Here is an 18,430-nt window from a genome sequence, read left to right as displayed (position 1 = left end):
GTATTCCTACACCTTTTCCACTATAACAAATCCGATTGCGAATTACACGTCATCCTATTAAAACAGTTACGAAACCTTGAAATAAACCGATTATTCCACCAAGCAAAGCCCCAAGGTAGATGATTATCGACAATTCCTTCTTAGTGATGGAAACGATCATTTTCCTCCAGTCGGGAAATGGAACCGGCTTATTCATGATCGAAGCGACAGGAAGCATTTCAGCCGTTTTTTCGTTATATCGTTTCTCTTCCGCCCATGTTTCATATTTACCAAGAAAGAATGTTTGTAATCTCTGTTCCAACGTAAATGAAGAATTCTTCATTCCCAGTTGATCAAGCATTTGAGCAGTACTTTTTTCCATGGACAATGCTTTCTTTACTTCTGCCTTCACGAAAATTTTCATATTCTGTATAGAGGCATCTGATGACTTTACTTTGAATGCTCTCTGGCGTGATTAAATGATCAACACCAATTTGCCTAACTGTTGCCTAACACATTCTGTCGCTTCGGAATCAACACTGTGTCATAGGCAGCTGTTTCCCGAAAATATAGATTAGTTTATAAAGTCTGAACAGCATTGTGATAGCTAATAATTTAGTGAAGCCACCTATTACAGCACCTAAGACGACCATACAGTATCCTTAAACAAAACTCCATGAAATTTCTCCATTTATTGCTTTAAATAGAGGCTTGATGACACCTTCTAATTAAAAGAACATAGAATGTGTTATCCACATTTGCCCATCATTTAATTATTAAAGGATATTAAACTTAGTGCAAACGGGGAATTATTATGAACCTTAACCATCAGAAAGTTTTCATTACGGTAAATCCCGCAGAGACGCGAAAGAAGGCGCTACTGTTTATCGAAGAAAAACTATTTGAGGAATGGGGCCTTCAATTTGGAGAACCCGTAACGATCATGGCTGGATGCCGTTCGGTCCCGGTACTTGTCCAGCCATTCCCGTCATCCCAGCCTACATTGAAACTTTCATATGATATGAACCAAACTTTATCCTTACCCAGTTTTTCCGATCCAATCTCCGTCTCATACAATGCGGAAGGAAGGTCAATTAAAATAGGCCCTTTCTTCGCTTCACTCATGAACCAGACTCCCTTGCAAGACGGGACATTCGGTGAGATGGAAAAATTTTATCAGGAAATGAAATCATTTTGTAATCAGCAGGGAATCCCCTTCTATTTAGTAAAATTGCAGTCTCTTCAAGAAGGAGTTGTGAAAGGCTACCTGCCTGGGCAAGATGGCTGGCAAACCTTGCCCCTCCCCATTCCTGATGTATTTTATAACCGGATACATTCGCGCAAACTTGAGGAATCGCATTCTTTCAAGCTGTTTAAAACTGAACTGGAGGAACGGTCGATACCGATGTTCAATGGAAGGTTCCTCTCCAAACATGATGTACATGAACTGCTAATCTTAGATGATGAGCTGTTGCCAAATTTGCCGGAGACGATATTTTTTAACGAAATGGAATCTTTCTTGAGGTTTATAGAAAAGCATTCGGTAATCTACTTTAAACCCGCATCAGGCAGCCAAGGCAGGAACATATGCAGATTAACGCAAGTAGCTGGAAAATGGAAAATCGAGCAATCCGGAAATCTCCAGGATGTGCATTTTGCTGATACGGATGAAAAGTTGTACGAAACCTTAAAAAGGTTTTCCAGAAAACAATCCTTCATTCTTCAAAAAGGGATTTCCCTATTCGAAACCGATCAGAGAAAAGTTGATTTCCGCATACTTCTTCACCGGAACGAACTGCTTGAATGGAAAGTTTCTTCAATGGTTGCCCGGATTGGGGACCCTGGCACTATCGTTTCCAATCTTGCACAAGGCGGCTTGATGAAAAATGGCCCGGATTTTCTAAAGGAAGCATTTGACCTTCAGAACGCCAGCCGCATATATCAAAAGCTCGTTCGGCTGGCTAAAAACACTGCCCAGGCCTTGGTCGAAAACCATGACGATTCATTCGGGGAGCTAGGGATCGATTTAGCACTGGATACCGATACCCATCCATGGATCATCGAAGTGAATTCAAAGCCTTCGAAAAAATTTCAAGGCAACTATGAAACCTTTCGTCCATCAGTAAAATCCATCATAGATTTCATGCTTGCCCTTAACCGCGAAAACCATCAATAAAAGGAGTTGCTAGCACGTGTTAATAGGATTAATGGCCGCGTCGGATACACATGAAAACAACTACTTCACCGAAATAGCCAAAACCGCAAAATCATTTAATATGAAAGTTTGTAAATTCTCACCGGAAAATATTGATATGGATCAGAAAAAAGTCCGCGGCGAGCGTTTTGATGACGAGAATGAAACTTGGATCGCCGCATCTTTTGATATACCTGATTTTGTTTATGATCGCTGTTTTCACGGATTAGTCCGGGAGTCAACGGAAACGCGGCACAAAATCGATTGGTTAAAAGATAACTCGTATTTCTTGGGGCTTGGCCTTCCTGGTAAGTGGGAAGTGTATCAAATCCTAAAAAACCATCCACACCTACAGGCATTTTTTCCAGAGACCGTACAAGTGACGACACCTGAAGATATTACCGGTCATTTGGAACGCCTGGATAAAATCATCATCAAACCTGAATTCGGTGCAGGCGGTACAGGGATTTATCTGCTTTCAAAAAACGAGGACGGCACCTTGGTATCCATGACGAAAAAGGGCACCAAATATGACCGCCAATTCCCCTCCAAATCTCAGCTTAACAAATGGCTGCAGCATTTATTAAATCGATACCGTTACCTCTGCCAGCCATATTTGGAGCTTTGCAACCAAAATAACGAGCCATTCGATTTACGGATTTTACTTCAAAAAAACGAGAAGAATCAATGGATGGAACGTGGCCGCGGAATTCGTACGGGACAAAAGGACGGAATCACCTCAAATCTTGCCACAGGCGGGGAAGCCATTTCATTGGATAATTTCATCAAAAGAAACCCGGAAACGATTTCGATTGCCGTCGAACAAAAGATTCAGCATATCCTTCGCACCCTGCCGGCTGAAGCCGAAGCTGTCTTTGAAAGGTTATTCGAGTTGGGGATCGATATAGGCATCGATAAAAAAGGCCAAATATGGATAATGGACATTAACTCGAAGCCCGGAAGGAAAATCATTCAGGCACTACAGCCGGAGACCATGAAAGATATTCATCGCGCACCGTTTCAATATAGCCAGTATTTAGCCGAACATCTTCAGAAAGCAGGTGAATAGATAGTGAGAAAGACTTATCCTGCCGAAATTGCCACTATCCCCGGCAATGTTCTCTACTACCCTTCAGAGCTTGGAGATTTGGCAGAGATTGAATTAATTTATTTCGGACGACATTCATGTCCTGCCACCGTCAAACAAAACCCGGCCGTCAATCAATCAATCGTCCTTTCGGAAAGTCTTGCGGAATCTCTAATATTCGATCATACCGATATTCCCCTTCATTTATTCATATACGGCAAGAGCATTCATATCGGACCGCTGGTCGGAATCTTTTCATCAGGCTTCACCGGCATTTCAAACAAACCATTGGGCGAGAGATCGGATTTTTTCGCAAAGCTCCTTTCGCTTAGCAGGACCACAGGCTGTATCCCCTTTGTATTTGGGGAGAATGTAATCAATTGGGATGAGGAGACAATCAAAGGTTATGTGTTTGATAACGATGACTGGCACATTAATGAATTTCCTTTTCCTAATGTCATCTATGACCGGCTCCCAAATCGGTTGACGGAAAACCGCGATGGACCTAAAGAAGTGAAGCAGAAATTTCAAAAAGAATATACCATTCCATGGTATAATCCTGGTTTTTTCAATAAATGGGAGGTAAATGAAAGGTTATGCGCAGATGAGCGGGCACTGCCATATTTGCCGGAAACGTATCCATTTCAATCCATGTCCGTGGTGGAAACCCTTCTTTCCCATTACCGGCAAGTTTATATAAAGCCCATTCACGGCAGCCTCGGCCTAGGGATTCATCAAATTCTTTATGATAAGCATGAGAATGTTTACTATTGCCGCTATACAAATGAAGCAAAAGAAAATAAACTGCAAAAGTTTTCCACACTGGAATCCATCGTTAAACATATTTTTCACGACCGGCCGCTTGAGAATCTTATCGTGCAGCAGGGCATCCCATTAATTCGATCTGAAAAACGTCCAGTGGATTTCCGGGTCCATACGAATAAGGACAGTAATGGAAAATGGCAGGTAACCGCGATCGCCGCAAAAATCGCCGGTGCCGGCAGCGTCACGACCCATATTAAAAGCGGGGGTGTGATCAAAACGGTTGCCGAACTGTTTGGAGATGACGATGAGGCCAAAGAAGTCGAACGAAAGCTATCGGAAGCCGCGCTGATTTTAAGTGACAGTATAGAAAAGAACTTGGACGGCATCGTTGCAGAAATAGGATTTGATTTTGGATTGGATAAAAAAGGGCAGGTTTGGATGTTTGAAGCCAATTCCAAACCGGGACGTTCCATCTTCTCCCATCCAAAACTCAAGGATTTCGAATTGCTGACCAGAAAGCTTAGCCTTGATTACGCCATTTATCTTACGGAACAGACGATTACGAAATCAATCAGTGTGCCGCGATGAACATTTTTTACGATATCCCCACTGAAAATTGGTACCACAATCAAGAAAATGCGGAACTTTTCGCCGGCTCTGCCGAAGAGGTAATCAGCTATAATAAGGATCATACGAATCAACCCCTAATTCCTATCACCATATTTCCAGGTAACCGGATGCTTGCCGTCGGCATACTGACTGTTTCCAATCCCAAAAAGGAATCAGGTTTGGGTGGAAACCTGACCCTTTTTCGGGACCTATCACTATATTTATTGAAACATGGAATATTGGCGTATGTATTCACAGAAAAGGCCCTTCATTCCGAATCGATGAGAGGGTATGTTTTTTCCTCCATTTCAAACAAGTGGATCGAATGTAAAGTGCCCTTCCCTGACATCGTCTATAACCGAATCCCCTCTAGGAGCTATGAGGCGTCAGGAGAATTCCAACAGCTCATCGGATATTTTAAAGAATCTCGAATGAATCTTTTCAACCCCTGTTTCATAGATAAATATGTGATGTTCGAAGCATTGATGGAAGAAGGATCCCTCACCAATCACCTTCCGCCCACCATGGTCTTGCGAAACAGCGGCTGCCTTGATGCTTTCCTGGAGACCTACAGGCATATATACCTTAAACCTTGCAAAGGAAGCCAAGGTAAAGGCATTTATACCATTATCAGAAATGATGATGATACACTATTGTTCAATAGCTTAAAGCATAGTGAGTCCTTCCCGGATTTCGCGTCATTCTGGGAAACAAAAAAAAGGGATTTATTAAAAAGGAGCTACCTTGCTCAACAGGCGATCATTCCAAAAAAACTTTTTGGACACCGTTATGATTACCGGATTCTGGTCCATTATGAAAAAGGTTTTTATAAAGTGACCGGCAAAGCGGTAAGGATGTCACAAACTCAGGAAATCACTACCCACACTCCCCAAGGGGGTAAGATCTTTCCTTATCAAGACCTGCAATCAAGAAGCCTGAATCGAGAATTAGCGAAAATCGCCCAAAAAAGCGGTGAGATACTTTCAAAAAAAATCGGATTTCTCGGAGAGTTTTCCATGGATATAGGGGAAGACGAATCAGGATCGCTCTTCATATACGAGGTGAACTCAAAGCCCATGCAATTCGATGAGGAGGAAATTGAAACAAACAGGCTTTTGCATTTAAAAAATCTTTTTATTGAATTAACTTTTCCCAGCCTGACAATTAAATAGCACCTCCAGCTGCCGTTTTCCATTATAATTAAATGAGAAACTGTATATATGGAGGTAATACATATGATTACTCATTTTCAATGGACACCACTGCATAAGAATCTGCCAGGATGGAAAATTTCCTTTTATTTCAACAAGCAGGCAATCCAAGCCTTGTATCATAAAGATGGATCCATCGAGTGGACAGCCAATCCGCCTTCCGAAACAGATGAAGCCAAACTTAAAAGCATGATACATGATTTAATGATCTTCCATGTATATGAATGAACCGCCTTTACATTCATGAAATCCCTAAACAGAATAAAAAAAACTCCTTTGCCTAAACTAAAGAAAAGGCTAGGAGGGATTTATTTTGGATAAAGAAAAAATGACATTTTTGAAGGATACCGAATATGATGGCAAGGACTCCGTTTACCTTGATATCGACCGTATCATCAATGAAGGTATGGCGGGCGGAAATGTGTATGAAGTCGCTAACCTTCAGAACATCGAAGAAGCACATGATTTTTATGATGAAACAGATCCCAATATCAATAAATGAATTATGTGGGCTCTCCTATGGAGAGCTCTCCTTTATATCAGTCAGACCGTTAACATTCAAATTGTTCGATTCTCCCTGGCACTCAAAATATTTTCGTTTAATATCGATGTAATGATATGCTCTGAATCCCATTCATGCCCAGATATCTCGATAAGAGGATAGCGATTCGGTAAAACGACCTGCTGGATTTCATGAACGGTCAGCCCTTGAGAATGCAGGCGTAAAATTTCACCTTGGAGGTTTTCCAAATAATCCAACTTTTTCCTGAACATTTCCTTTCCATCAGGGACATGCCCAGCATGGCAGCAAAACACTTCCCCGAAGTCATATTGAAGTAATCTTTTTATGGAATCAATGATGACCGGGATAGACTCTTCCCGTAAGACAAGCTTTGTCTTTGGTGTTACGAAAAGGTCTCCTGAAAAGAGCACTCCATTACTGTTATTCAAATACACCATATGGTCCTTCGCATGGCCGGGGGTAAAAATCGGCTCCCACGTTTGGGTGCGTGAATGAATGGCCTCCCCTAGCGGCTCAGCTTTAAAGGCGTCTCTCTTTCCCCAGAAAATTTTGCGATATTCAGGATATACAGCATCCCTTGCACAAACCTCAACCGACATCGGGTGAATGAAAAGCGGGACCTTTTTATGTTCCTGTATCCAGGCAGCGCCCCCCGTATGGTCTTCATGATAGTGAGTCAAGGCCACTGAGTCGAAGTCTGCGGACTCATAGAACGGAATAAGCTCTTTCAATAAAATTTCTGCTCCAGTATCTATCAATAGGCCATCCGTTAAAAAAACATTAACACTCATTCCCGCCTTGTTCCCGCCAGGAGTCCCGTGCACACAAACCACATCATTTATCGTCTTAATCTCTCTCATTCAATTTCCTCCCCATCATTGTACAAAAATAGTTTCATCTTCCTTTTTTTAACTTTACTATAATAAATGTAGTACCACTTTACCTTTTTGACAAGGAAATACTGGAATAATTAACCTGGATGAAAATGCTGGATTCTTGTATAATAGCCCTTTTTTAACGGACCTTACAAGACTTTAATAATAAAAATCACCCCAAAAACTTCAGAAACGATTGACATTGTCGGATTTTACAAATAATATAGATTATATTAAAAAACTTGAAATATTCTAAAATAATAATTTACTTATCAAGAGTGACGGAGGGATCAGGCCCTGTGATGTCCGGCAACCGCCCTTAGGGAACGGTGCCACTTCCTGCAGAATGATTGCATTCTGAAAGATAAGACGAGATATAATTTCGCTGCCTCTTTCTGAATGATAGGGGCAGTTTTTTAATGTTTAAGGGGGAAAGCTCATGATTGAAATCCGTTCAGTCCGAAAGGAATACGTCTCGAAGAAAAACCGAGTTATCGGAGTGGATAACGTATCCTTAACCATTCAAACTGGCGAAGTGTATGGAATTGTCGGCTACAGTGGAGCTGGAAAAAGCTCATTACTCCGCTGCTTGAATTTGCTTGAACGTCCGACAAGTGGAAATATCATCATCGACGGCATTGATTTAACCTCTTTATCAAGTAAAGAGCTTCGTAAACAACGTCAAAAAATCGGAATGATATTCCAACACTTTTCACTGGTCAGTTCAAAAACCGTTTATGAAAATGTCGCTTTCGCCTTAAAGGCCGCGCATCGATCGAAGGATGCAATCAGGTTACGTGTATTGGAATTGTTGGAAATCGTAGGGCTCAGCGATAAGAAAGATGTCTATCCGGCGCAGCTTAGCGGTGGACAGAAGCAACGGGTAGGCATAGCCCGTGCCTTAGCAAATGACCCCACTGTACTATTATGTGATGAAGCGACTTCAGCACTTGATCCAACAACTACAAAAGCGATTTTACAATTATTGAAAAAGATAAGCAGTAAGCTTGGCATCACCATCGTGTTGATTACACATGAAATGGAAGTGGTCAAAGAACTATGCCACCGTGTCGCCGTCATGCAGGACGGCCGTGTAATTGAAGAAGGTCCCGTTTATGAAATATTTTCACAGCCCAAGCAGGAGTTAACGAAGCAATTCATTAGCAGTGTTCTGGATTTCGCACTCCCTCCGCACTTGATTGAAGAAAGTAAAGGTACGATCATTCAAATTCAATTCGAAGGGCAAACCGCTGGTGAGTCGATCCTTTCGGATACTCTCCAATCCCATTCAGTAAAGGGTAATATTTTACACGGTAAAATTGAGTATATCCAGGATGTCCCTTTAGGCATTTTAATCATCGAGTTAATAGGCGATGCCGCTCAAATTCATTCGGCATTGCAATATATAAAAAATCGTTCCAGTTCTGTGGAGGTGTTAAAACATGTCACTGCTTGATTCCATCGTCAATATTTTACCTGATCTTAATAAAGCCTTTCTTGAAACGATTTATATGGTCGGCGTTTCCCTTGCAGTAGCCCTGCTGATCGGTTTACCGCTTGGAGTATTGCTGTTTACCACAACAAGGAATTTATTTTTTGAAAATAGTATCGTGAATCGCTCTCTAGGATTCGCAGTCAATATTGTCCGTTCAATCCCTTTCATCATTCTCTTGGTCGCCCTCCTTCCTTTAACGGATCTTCTAACTGGATCGACGATAGGGCCGAGAGCGGCTTCTGTTTCCCTGTCGGTGTCCGCAATACCTTTTTTTGCAAGAATCGTTGAAACGGCATTACGTGAAATAGACAGAGGAGTGATTGAAGCTGCAATTGCCGTAGGAGCCACTCCATGGATGATCATTAAGGATGTACTTCTACCAGAGGCAAAACCGGGTATAATTCAAGGACTGACATTAACGACCATTTCGCTTATCGGTTACTCAGCAATGGCAGGGACAATCGGCGGAGGCGGAATTGGCGACCTGGCCATCCGGTACGGTTATTACCGTTATGACAACACAGTCATGATCACGACGATCGTCTTGCTGATCTGCCTTGTTCAAATCATTCAAATGGTTGGTGACAAGGCCTCATACATAGTTAACAAACGATAGTGATCCGTCATTTTTCAATGATTCAATACATTTCATTACTCAGGAGGAATTTCAAATGAAGAAAATAGCTTCGTTATTATCAGTCTGTGCACTTGCCCTTGGCTTGGCAGCATGCGGGAGCGATGATGCATCCCCAAAAACTGAAGACAAAAAGGAATTGAAGATCGGGGCGACTACCGGGCCCTATGCCGATATGGTTAAAGAGGCCATAAAACCAGGTCTGGAAGATCTCGGTTACAAAATAGAGATCGTCGAATTCACCGACTATATCCAGCCGAATAAGTCCCTTGGCAACCATTCGATCGACGCCAACCTCTTCCAGCATAAGGTGTACATGGATAACTTCGCTAAAGAAAATGATTTAAAGCTTTCCGACCTTATCATAGTTCCAACAGCACCAATGGGCATATATTCGAACAAGTATAAATCATTGAAAGAAATTAAAGACGGTACATCCCTTGCAGTGCCCAATGATCCGGTTAACCTCGCACGTGCACTTAAAGTGCTGGTGGATGAAGGGCTGATTGAAGTAGATCCAGATGTCGACCCTTTAAAAATATCTGAAAAGGATGTAACGAAAAATCCAAAAAACATTCAACTCAAACCATTGGAATCCGCTCAATTGCCCCGGGCAACAGACAGTGTTGACCTATCAGCGGTCCCTGGCAACTTCGCTCTTGCAGCGAAAATGGACCTACAGGATGCCATTGTTTTAGAAAAAATGCCGGATATGTATCGAAACGTTGTTACAGTGAATACAATAGATGTAGACTCCCAATTTGCAAAGGATATTAAATCAGTTGTGGAATCCGACCAGTTCGAAAAAGTCATCGATGACAAATTTGCCGGATTTGGAAAACCAGACTGGATGAATTGATCAAATAATCGTGGCCTGCTTCCCCTTATTGGGAGCAGGCCTTTCATTAAGGACAAAGTGGCAGCCGCCATGGAAAACCTTGAAATCCTCACAAACCATGCAAGCAGCTCCATGAACTAAAAAACGATGGGGTTTTTACCCCATCGTTTTTTTAATTTCCTTCACATTGTTTATTTAAAAATAATAATAAAAGAATGTTTCAACCTACTGTCTGTTTCCATAATCCTAGGAGATCACTTTCATGTTGTCTGTGAATGCCTGCTTTTCTATCGGCAGATTCCGGACGGCTCTTTTCCCAATTCCATATATCTTCGAGAGTTTCTGATAGGGGACGGAATGTTAGTCCATTATTGATGGCTTTATCGTTATCGACAGCCAAAAACCCATTCAAAGGTTCCTTTCCTCCAGGTAAAGGGAATTCTTCTGGTATCCATAAAGGCATTTCTCCCCACGGCTCTACTTTATTGTCCTTTAAAAATTTTTCAGATACCCATGTAAAATCAGCATTACTTCTTGTTACCTTTTTGCAGCCTTCAAGTAATTGCTCCATAGTCAGTGTGTAATCTGGGCCAACGGCATTATACGTACCTGTCATGCTTTTTTCTATCATTTGTATGATCCATTGGGCCAAGTCCCTTGCATCGATAACTTGGATTGTACGTCCAGGGCGTCCAGGAGCTAAAATTTCTCCCCCCTCCGCTATCCTTTTAAGCCAGTACGGCAATCGGTCAGTGTAATCATATGGACCCACTATTTGCCCGGCACGAATTGACAGGACTTTCCCCGGCAGTTCTTTTTCAGCTGCTTTTTCGCTTAATGATTTTAACGGTCCATAATATTCACCGTATATCGGTCCAGCAGTTCCGTGGGTGATCTCCTCTGCTTTATCTTCATTTAGTGTATGAACTTCTCCATTTTCATCAATTCCTGGCTCGGTCGGATCACTGTAAACTGAGATGCTTGAAATATATGTATAGTGTTTAACTTGATTAAGCAATCTGCAGGATTTCGATACAGTTCGAGGGATAAATCCTGATGTGTCAATGACTGCATCCCACTGTCTCCCTTTCAACATTTCCAGGTCCCCGTCGCGGTCCCCTTTTAACTGTTCTATTTCGGGAAAGACATAAGGATCGCTTCCACGATTAAAAAGTGTGACATCATGCCCTTTCCCTATCGCAGCTTTTGCTAAATACCGGCCTAAAAACCGTGTACCGCCCAATAGTAAAATGTTCATAAGATCTCCTCCTCTTTAACGATATTCCATAAAGCATACGCAATAACCTTTCCTAACATTAATAATACTTGCAACTTTTCTTTGATTTTCCCTTTCGGAAAAACTGGCAATATCCTAATCTTTTGAACTTTATTCTTTTTCGCTATAATGAAATGGAAAGAGAGAAAGAAGGTGGAACCGATGCTTGAAAATCTTAAACAAAAATTCCCGAACGCTCTTACCAATAAAAAGGATACTGATGATATTTCTGATTATGTTTGGTTCGAAGAATCCAGAAGTATACTTGGCATTCCCCGTTCAGAAATCACAGCCGAGGAAATCCGTTTATTGGAACTGCTTTTTGCTCCTTCCATAAACCCAAAGAACCTCAATGCACATCCAGACTCATCATGGAAAAATTTTTTATCCGATCCGAATGCACCATTGCCTTTAACGAGCTGGGAGAATGTTCGATTCCTTCATTTCAAGCTGACTCATGCTGATTTTTCCAACTCCGATTTTGAAGAGGCCTTCCTCGCTTTCGTTCCATCTGACGCAGTTATTATCTGGGAAAATGAAACTGCAGGAGTCTTAATTGAAACAGACAAGGATGAACCATTATCAAATAAAGAACTAATCGCCATTTCTTCCACGCTTGAGAGTGATTTTTATGTAAAGACCCGTATGTTCACGGGGCGCTTTCATCCTGTAAATCAAGACCTTCACCATCACTGGGCCCAGGAGAAAAGGTGTTTTGATTTGGCACAGGTGCATTTGCCGGATCTAAAGGTGACTGATTTGGCAGATATCATCCCTCATTCATTAATAAATGAACCATCCTTTAAGAATGCAAAGTGGTATATCAATCAAATTCTTGGCAAGACCAAGCAGGATACTGAGCTTATCAAAACAGTTAAAACGTATATTGAATGTAATTCCAATGCCACCTATGCCGCCAAACAGCTTTATATACATCGGAACAGCTTACAATACCGAATCGATAAATTCTCTGAAAGAACTGGTCTCGATATTAGAAACTTCCGTCATGCCCTTACTGCGTACTTGATTTTTCTTCTGAATGATTAATTTCCATACAAAGAGGTAATATCATCCTTTTTTGTGCAATGTGCCCATACTTTTTTCTAAACCGATAGCTTAGACTATAGCTAATTGGTACAAGTAATCAGGAGTTTAAAAGGGGGATTTTTCATGGCAGAGTTAGTGTTAGATCATATATTCAAGATTTATGATAAAAAGGTGACGGCTGTTAAAGACTTCAACCTTCGTGTTGCCGATAAGGAATTCATCGTTTTTGTGGGACCTTCCGGTTGCGGCAAATCAACGACATTAAGGATGATTGCCGGACTAGAGGACATTTCCCAAGGGGATTTATACATAGACGGCAAGCGAGTCAATGATGTCCCTCCTAAAGATCGTGATATTGCGATGGTTTTCCAGAACTATGCCTTATATCCTCATATGACCGTATTTGACAATATGGCATTCGGATTAAAGCTCAGGAAAACGCCAAAAGCGGAAATCAAGCAAAGGGTCAATGAAGCGGCAAGGATACTCGGACTTGAAGAGCTGCTAAACAGGAAACCTAAAGCGCTTTCAGGTGGTCAGCGCCAGCGTGTGGCTCTCGGCCGTGCAATTGTAAGGGACGCAAAAGTTTTCTTGATGGATGAGCCATTATCCAATCTCGACGCAAAGCTGCGGGTTCAAATGCGTGCCGAAATCGCTAAATTGCATAAACGGCTCGACACTACAACGATATATGTCACGCATGACCAAACAGAGGCAATGACCATGGCGACACGCCTTGTTGTAATGAAAGATGGTATCATCCAACAGGTTGGTGCTCCAAAGGACGTTTATGAGAAACCAATAAATGTTTTCGTCGGCGGCTTTATCGGATCGCCTGCCATGAACTTCTTTACCGGAACATTAAAAGAAGGCACAATTAAAATAGGCGAACAAACGCTTGAAATACCTGAATTGAAAATGAAAATGCTGCGTGATCAAGGATATGCCGGAAAAGATGTTATCCTTGGAATCCGTCCGGAGGATTTCCATAATGAAGGAGCTTACTTCACGAAGTCCCCTAACACTACATTCACGACCCAAATTGATGTAGCCGAACTCATGGGCGCGGAGATTATGCTCTACTCCACATTAGAGGGGCAGGACTTCGTTGCACGGGTCGATGCCAAGAATATTATTCAGGCAGGGGAAAAGATCGATCTTGCCCTCGACATGAATAAAGCACACTTTTTTGATAAAGGGACTGAACATCGCATTTTAGTTGAAGAAGATGAACAGATGCAGGAAAGCATGAAGTTATCTGCCAATTAAACGTAAAAAGACCCATTCATAATGGGTCTTTTTACGTTTATTCAAATTCATTCCTGGACCAATACCACTTCATCATGTCCGCATTCCGGGCATTTCATGAGATGCGGGCATTGGCCTTTTTGAAGGGATTGAGGGTATCCGTCGTTTTCTTTAAGTATGTCGATATCCATATAAGCACTGTAATCATCCGCGTAGTCCATGAATTTCCCTTTATCCTCAAGATCACTGCCGCATTCCGGGCATTTCACATGAATTTTTCTCAGACCGTTGCAAAGCGGGCATATAGACATTGTTTTTCCTCCTGTTCCCGATACTTATGATTTCAGTATTTGTAGATTCCATTATTTTAACACATGGAAACACCCTCCCTAATACCAGAGGGAGGGCACTACTAATTATTTATTAACCATGTTAGCAGGATCGACCCATGCTTTGAATTCATCTTCCGTCAGGAACTCCAATTTCAACGCCGCTTCTTTTAACGTAGAGTTGTCCTTGAATGCCGTTTTGGCGATCTTGGCTGCTTTTTCATAACCGATATGCGGGTTCAATGCTGTTACCAACATAAGGGAACGTTCTACATTTTCTTTGATTTTATCTTCATTTGCAGTGATGCCCACCGCACAATTGTCGTTGAATGAATGAATGCCTTCCGTCAATAATTTGACCGTCTGCAGGAAGTTATAGATGATGACTGGTTTGAATACATTCAATTCAAAGTTACCTTGACTTGCTGCAAAGCCAATTGTAGCATCGTTACCAACGATTTGTGTTGCAATCATGGTAAGCGCTTCACTTTGTGTTGGATTGACTTTACCTGGCATGATGGAGCTGCCCGGTTCGTTTTCCGGAATGGCTATTTCGCCGATTCCGCTTCTTGGTCCACTTGCAAGCCATCTGACATCGTTCGCAATTTTCATTAAATCCGCCGCCAATGCTTTCAAAGCACCGTGTGCGTAGACTATTTCGTTATGGCTAGTCAATGCATGGAACTTATTATCAGATGTGACAAAAGGGTATCCTGTATCTGCTGCAATTTGTTTGGCAGAGAGTCCCGGGAATTCTTTTTTTGTATTGATTCCGGTTCCTACAGCCGTTCCGCCTAGAGCAAGGTTCAATAATTTTTGGCTGCTTTCTTCAATCATCGCTAGATCTTTATCGAGCATCGCTTTCCAACCGGAAATTTCTTGTCCTAATGTTAATGGAGTAGCATCTTGAAGATGTGTCCGGCCAATTTTCACGACATCCCAAAATTCTTTTTCTTTTGTATCGAATGTATCACGAAGGGCTTTGATGGCAGGGACCAATTTTTCAGCGACTTCCATAAAGGCTGCAATATGCATGGCGGTCGGGAAAGTATCATTTGAGCTTTGCGCCTTGTTAACATCATCATTCGGGTGAAGGGTTTCAGATTCACCATTTTCTTTTAACCATTCATTCCCTTTGTTAGCGACCACTTCGTTCACGTTCATATTACTTTGCGTGCCGCTTCCCGTTTGCCAAACTACAAGCGGGAAATGTTCATCAAGCGTACCTTCAAGGATTTCCCCGCAAATCTTGACGATGGCATTCTTTTTAACTTCGGAAAGATCACCAAGATCATAGTTCACCTTTGCCGCAGCTTGTTTAACGTATGCAAATGCACGAACTAATTCAATCGGCATTTTTTCGTTACCTATTTTGAAATTGTTACGGCTTCTCTCAGTTTGTGCTCCCCAATATTTATCAGCAGGAACTTTCACTTCACCCATCGTATCTCGTTCGATTCTGTATTCCATGTGTTCTCCTCCTATGTTTGCACTATTCATTGAACACCTTTTGCATATGAAATGAATAATGTCGGATTATTCTTCTCTCCATACATTGTACAAACTTTATTATTTTAAAGCAAAAATATCCCGCTGACCCTTTCCATTTTTTCTGAAAAATCCAAGTTCCATTCATGTTTATATGAAAATTCAATTATTCTTTTTAGACACATAAAGTGTAGACACCGCTAGGCTCCAATTGACCTGGTCATGAACATCAAAGCATTATCACTCCCAAAATGTCCTTGACAGCATTTTGTATATATAGTAAATTCAAAAGAAATTGAATAATCTAAACTCTTATCGAGAGAGGTAGAGGGAATGGCCCGATGACACCTCAGCAACCTTCATTTGTTTCAAACCAATGAAAAGGTGCTAATTCCACAAGTTTGTGAACTTGGAAGATAAGAAGAATGACTCGTCCCTACTTAATCAAAGTCTTCTTCTTAAAGAAGACTTTTTTTTATTTTATATAACTCAAAGGAGCAGTGAAAACCATGTACAAATCTGAAACATATCTTGCTCAATTAGGAAATCGCAGCGAAACGGCGACAGGAACAGTCAATCCGCCGGTATACTTTTCAACAGCTTTTCGTCACGAAGGAATTGGCCAATCGACGGGATTCGACTACACAAGGACTGGTAACCCTACACGCCAGCTATTGGAGCGATCCATCGCCGATCTGGAAAAAGGAGACCAAGGTTATGCCTGCAGTTCAGGAATGGCCGCCATCTCCACTATTCTCGCCCTTTTTAAATCCGGGGATGCATGGATTGTCAGCGAAGATCTTTATGGCGGTACATATCGTCTGTTAGAACAAGGTTTTAAAAAATGGGGATTGCAGTGTGACTATGTAAACACTTGTTGTTTGGAGGATATCGAAAAAGCCATCACTCCTCACACGAAAGCCATCTTCATCGAAACTCCCACTAACCCCCTTATGCAGCAAACGGACATTAGCGCCGTTGCGGCATTGGCCAAACGATATAATTTATTGTTAATCGTTGATAACACTTTTTACACGCCTCTTATTCAACAACCCATCGTGCTTGGAGCGGATATTGTGATTCATAGTGCAACCAAGTATCTCGGTGGTCATAATGATGTGCTCGCGGGACTGATCGTTGCTAGCGGCGCTGAATTATGTGATGCACTTGCCTTCCATCATAATGGTACTGGAGCTGTCTTGAGCCCATTTGATTCTTGGCTGTTGATGCGCGGAATGAAAACCCTGGCATTACGGATGGAGCGTCATGAAAAGAATGCCAAGATACTTGTAGATTACTTATCGGAGCATGATTGTGTCACTGATGTATTGTATCCCGGCAGAGGCGGCATGATTTCTTTCCGCATCATTGATGAAGCGGCGGTCAACCCATTTTTACAATCGCTCTCATTAATTTCCTTTGCAGAAAGCCTTGGAGGGGTTGAAAGCTTCATCACCTATCCTGCCACACAAACACATGCCGATATACCGCTTGAAGTCAGAACGGCAAATGGGGTTTGTAATCGCCTGCTTCGCTTCTCCGTTGGCATCGAGGATAGCGATGATTTGATTGGCGACCTGCAGCAAGCATTCGCACATGTAAAAAGGGAGGCACTACGATGACAGGTCATGATTTTAGCTTTGAAACGAAATTACTTCATAATCAACATAAATTCGATCCGGCAACGGGCGGTGTGAGCGTCCCCATTCAGCATGCATCGACGTTCCATCAATCGGATATCGATCAATTCGGCAAATATGACTACAGCAGAAGCGGGAACCCAACTCGCGAGGCACTTGAAGATATCATTGCCGATTTAGAGGAAGGCACTCACGGCTTTGCCTTTTCATCAGGTATGGCTGCCATTTCAACAGCCTTCCTGCTATTGTCTGCCGGAGACCATATCGTCATTTCCGAAGATGTGTATGGCGGAACGTTCAGGATGGTCACAAGCGTATTGACCCGTTTCAATATTGAGCATACCTTCGTTGACATGACGGACCTTGAAAGCGTCAAAGCGGCCGTTCAGCCAAATACCAGGGCCATATACATTGAAACGCCTTCAAATCCGTTACTTAAAGTGACCGATATACAAGCTGTATGTGATATTGCAAAAAAAGCCGGTGCCTTAAGTTTTGTTGATAATACATTCTTGACGCCCGCATTGCAAAAACCGCTGAATCTGGGCGCTGATGTTGTCCTCCATAGCGCGACGAAGTTTTTATCCGGACATAGTGATGTGGTAGCTGGGCTTGCGGTCGTGAAAGATCCGGAATTGGCGGCAAGACTCGGTTCGCTCCAAAACTCCTTTGGAGCGGTCCTTGGTGTCCAAGATGCCTGGCTTGTAATGAGAGGTTTAAAAACCTTGTCAGTTAGAATGGAACATTCACAAAAAGGGGCAGAAAAGATTGCAGCCTACTTAAAAGATCAGCCCTTGGTGAAAAAAGTGTATTATCCCGGCCTAGCCGATCATCCACAGCACGCCATCCAGAAAGGCCAGTCACTTGGAGCAGGGGCGGTCCTATCTTTTGAATTGGAAAGTGAGGAAATCTTCCGTTCCTTCGTGAACACTGTCGAGCTCCCTGTATTTGCCGTAAGCCTGGGAGCGGTCGAATCCATATTATCCTACCCGGCCAAAATGTCTCATGCTGCCATGCCTGATGATGAAAGGGAAAAGCGGGGCATCACGAACAGCTTGCTCCGCCTCTCTGTCGGACTTGAAAATCCGGACGATATAATCAAGGACTTCGATGCGGCCCTCGTCAATATTGCCAAAGGGGAAGCAATTGCTGCAAAATGAATAAAGGATGGGTGCCTCATAAATTATGGGCA

At 42.3% G+C, this 18,430-nt stretch carries 18 protein-coding genes and 2 riboswitches; of the genes, 13 read left to right on the top strand and 5 right to left on the bottom strand.

From position 1 onward, the window contains the following. Positions 1-49: 49 nt before the first annotated feature. Positions 50-361, bottom strand: coding sequence for a hypothetical protein (locus tag ACIROD_RS12490; protein WP_402941207.1), 312 nt, complete (start codon positions 359-361; stop codon positions 50-52). 432 nt (positions 362-793) lie between these two features. Between ACIROD_RS12490 and ACIROD_RS12485 the strand changes: the two genes are divergently transcribed. From ACIROD_RS12485 to ACIROD_RS12460, 6 genes are all read left to right on the top strand, one after another. Further along, entirely contained in the window at positions 794-2,155 is a 1,362-nt protein-coding gene (locus tag ACIROD_RS12485; RefSeq protein ID WP_402941204.1) for a YheC/YheD family endospore coat-associated protein, read from the top strand. Between the two features lie 16 nt (positions 2,156-2,171). After that, a complete protein-coding gene (locus tag ACIROD_RS12480; protein ID WP_402941201.1) occupies positions 2,172-3,242 on the top strand; it encodes a YheC/YheD family endospore coat-associated protein in 1,071 nt (356 codons plus the stop codon). 3 nt (positions 3,243-3,245) lie between these two features. Beyond that, entirely contained in the window at positions 3,246-4,613 is a 1,368-nt protein-coding gene (locus tag ACIROD_RS12475) for a YheC/YheD family endospore coat-associated protein (protein ID WP_402941198.1), read from the top strand. Further along, positions 4,610-5,806 carry a YheC/YheD family endospore coat-associated protein gene (locus ACIROD_RS12470; RefSeq protein WP_402941195.1) on the top strand — a complete coding sequence of 399 codons (1,197 nt, stop codon included), beginning with the start codon at positions 4,610-4,612 and terminating at the stop codon, positions 5,804-5,806. Before ACIROD_RS12475 ends, ACIROD_RS12470 begins: the two co-directional genes overlap by 4 nt. 63 nt (positions 5,807-5,869) lie before the next feature. Then, positions 5,870-6,073 carry a YheE family protein gene (locus tag ACIROD_RS12465; protein ID WP_137017043.1) on the top strand — a complete coding sequence of 68 codons (204 nt, stop codon included), beginning with the start codon at positions 5,870-5,872 and terminating at the stop codon, positions 6,071-6,073. A gap of 85 nt (positions 6,074-6,158) precedes the next feature. Further along, positions 6,159-6,347: a hypothetical protein gene (locus ACIROD_RS12460; protein ID WP_053534060.1), complete on the top strand. Its 189-nt coding sequence runs from the start codon at positions 6,159-6,161 to the stop codon at positions 6,345-6,347. Positions 6,348-6,403: 56 nt separating this feature from the next. Here the strand turns inward: ACIROD_RS12460 and ACIROD_RS12455 are convergent, their stop codons facing one another. Then, positions 6,404-7,228, bottom strand: a complete 825-nt coding sequence (locus ACIROD_RS12455) for an MBL fold metallo-hydrolase (protein WP_402941192.1) — start codon at positions 7,226-7,228, stop codon at positions 6,404-6,406. A gap of 281 nt (positions 7,229-7,509) precedes the next feature. After that, positions 7,510-7,614: riboswitch (SAM riboswitch) on the top strand. A 68-nt stretch (positions 7,615-7,682) separates the two neighbouring features. On the opposite strand from ACIROD_RS12455, the gene ACIROD_RS12450 reads away from it, so the two are divergent. The 3 genes from ACIROD_RS12450 to ACIROD_RS12440 are packed head-to-tail and all read left to right on the top strand — an operon-like array spanning position 7,683 to position 10,231. Further along, the gene (locus ACIROD_RS12450; RefSeq protein WP_402941189.1) at positions 7,683-8,699 is read left to right on the top strand and encodes a methionine ABC transporter ATP-binding protein; all 1,017 of its coding nucleotides are present in this window, start codon (positions 7,683-7,685) and stop codon (positions 8,697-8,699) included. Then, positions 8,686-9,354, top strand: coding sequence for a methionine ABC transporter permease (locus ACIROD_RS12445; protein ID WP_402941186.1), 669 nt, complete (start codon positions 8,686-8,688; stop codon positions 9,352-9,354). The genes ACIROD_RS12450 and ACIROD_RS12445 overlap by 14 nt, the downstream gene beginning before the upstream one ends. A 55-nt stretch (positions 9,355-9,409) precedes the next feature. After that, positions 9,410-10,231, top strand: coding sequence for a MetQ/NlpA family ABC transporter substrate-binding protein (locus tag ACIROD_RS12440; protein ID WP_402941183.1), 822 nt, complete (start codon positions 9,410-9,412; stop codon positions 10,229-10,231). A 199-nt stretch (positions 10,232-10,430) separates the two neighbouring features. On the opposite strand, the gene ACIROD_RS12435 is transcribed toward ACIROD_RS12440, so the two are convergent. Next, positions 10,431-11,468, bottom strand: coding sequence for an NAD-dependent epimerase/dehydratase family protein (locus tag ACIROD_RS12435; RefSeq protein ID WP_402941180.1), 1,038 nt, complete (start codon positions 11,466-11,468; stop codon positions 10,431-10,433). A gap of 180 nt (positions 11,469-11,648) precedes the next feature. Between ACIROD_RS12435 and ACIROD_RS12430 the strand changes: the two genes are divergently transcribed. Together ACIROD_RS12430 and ACIROD_RS12425 are read left to right on the top strand one after the other, a co-directional pair. Further along, positions 11,649-12,533, top strand: coding sequence for a PucR family transcriptional regulator (locus tag ACIROD_RS12430; protein ID WP_402941177.1), 885 nt, complete (start codon positions 11,649-11,651; stop codon positions 12,531-12,533). Between the two features lie 123 nt (positions 12,534-12,656). Further along, a complete protein-coding gene (locus tag ACIROD_RS12425) occupies positions 12,657-13,802 on the top strand; it encodes an ABC transporter ATP-binding protein (RefSeq protein ID WP_101224212.1) in 1,146 nt (381 codons plus the stop codon). 47 nt (positions 13,803-13,849) lie between these two features. Here ACIROD_RS12425 and ACIROD_RS12420 read toward each other — a convergent pair whose 3' ends face one another. Together ACIROD_RS12420 and fumC are read right to left on the bottom strand one after the other, a co-directional pair. After that, positions 13,850-14,092 carry a hypothetical protein gene (locus ACIROD_RS12420; RefSeq protein WP_076367341.1) on the bottom strand — a complete coding sequence of 81 codons (243 nt, stop codon included), beginning with the start codon at positions 14,090-14,092 and terminating at the stop codon, positions 13,850-13,852. A 105-nt stretch (positions 14,093-14,197) separates the two neighbouring features. Continuing rightward, positions 14,198-15,580, bottom strand: a complete 1,383-nt coding sequence (gene fumC, locus ACIROD_RS12415; protein WP_101224213.1) for a class II fumarate hydratase — start codon at positions 15,578-15,580, stop codon at positions 14,198-14,200. 327 nt (positions 15,581-15,907) lie between these two features. After that, a riboswitch (SAM riboswitch) is annotated at positions 15,908-16,021 on the top strand. Between the two features lie 86 nt (positions 16,022-16,107). On the opposite strand from fumC, the gene ACIROD_RS12410 reads away from it, so the two are divergent. After that, positions 16,108-17,220 (top strand): methionine biosynthesis PLP-dependent protein, encoded by a 1,113-nt coding sequence (locus tag ACIROD_RS12410; RefSeq protein WP_230177317.1) that lies wholly within the window; start codon positions 16,108-16,110, stop codon positions 17,218-17,220. Then, entirely contained in the window at positions 17,217-18,398 is a 1,182-nt protein-coding gene (gene metC, locus ACIROD_RS12405; protein ID WP_101224215.1) for a cystathionine beta-lyase, read from the top strand. The genes ACIROD_RS12410 and metC overlap by 4 nt, the downstream gene beginning before the upstream one ends. Positions 18,399-18,430 lie beyond the last annotated feature (32 nt).

The organism is Peribacillus sp. NPDC101481 (genome assembly GCF_044767165.1).
Taxonomy (GTDB): Bacteria; Bacillota; Bacilli; order Bacillales; family DSM-1321; genus Peribacillus.
Note: the sequence above shows the minus strand (reverse complement) of the source record. Positions and strands in the feature narration are given on the sequence as shown.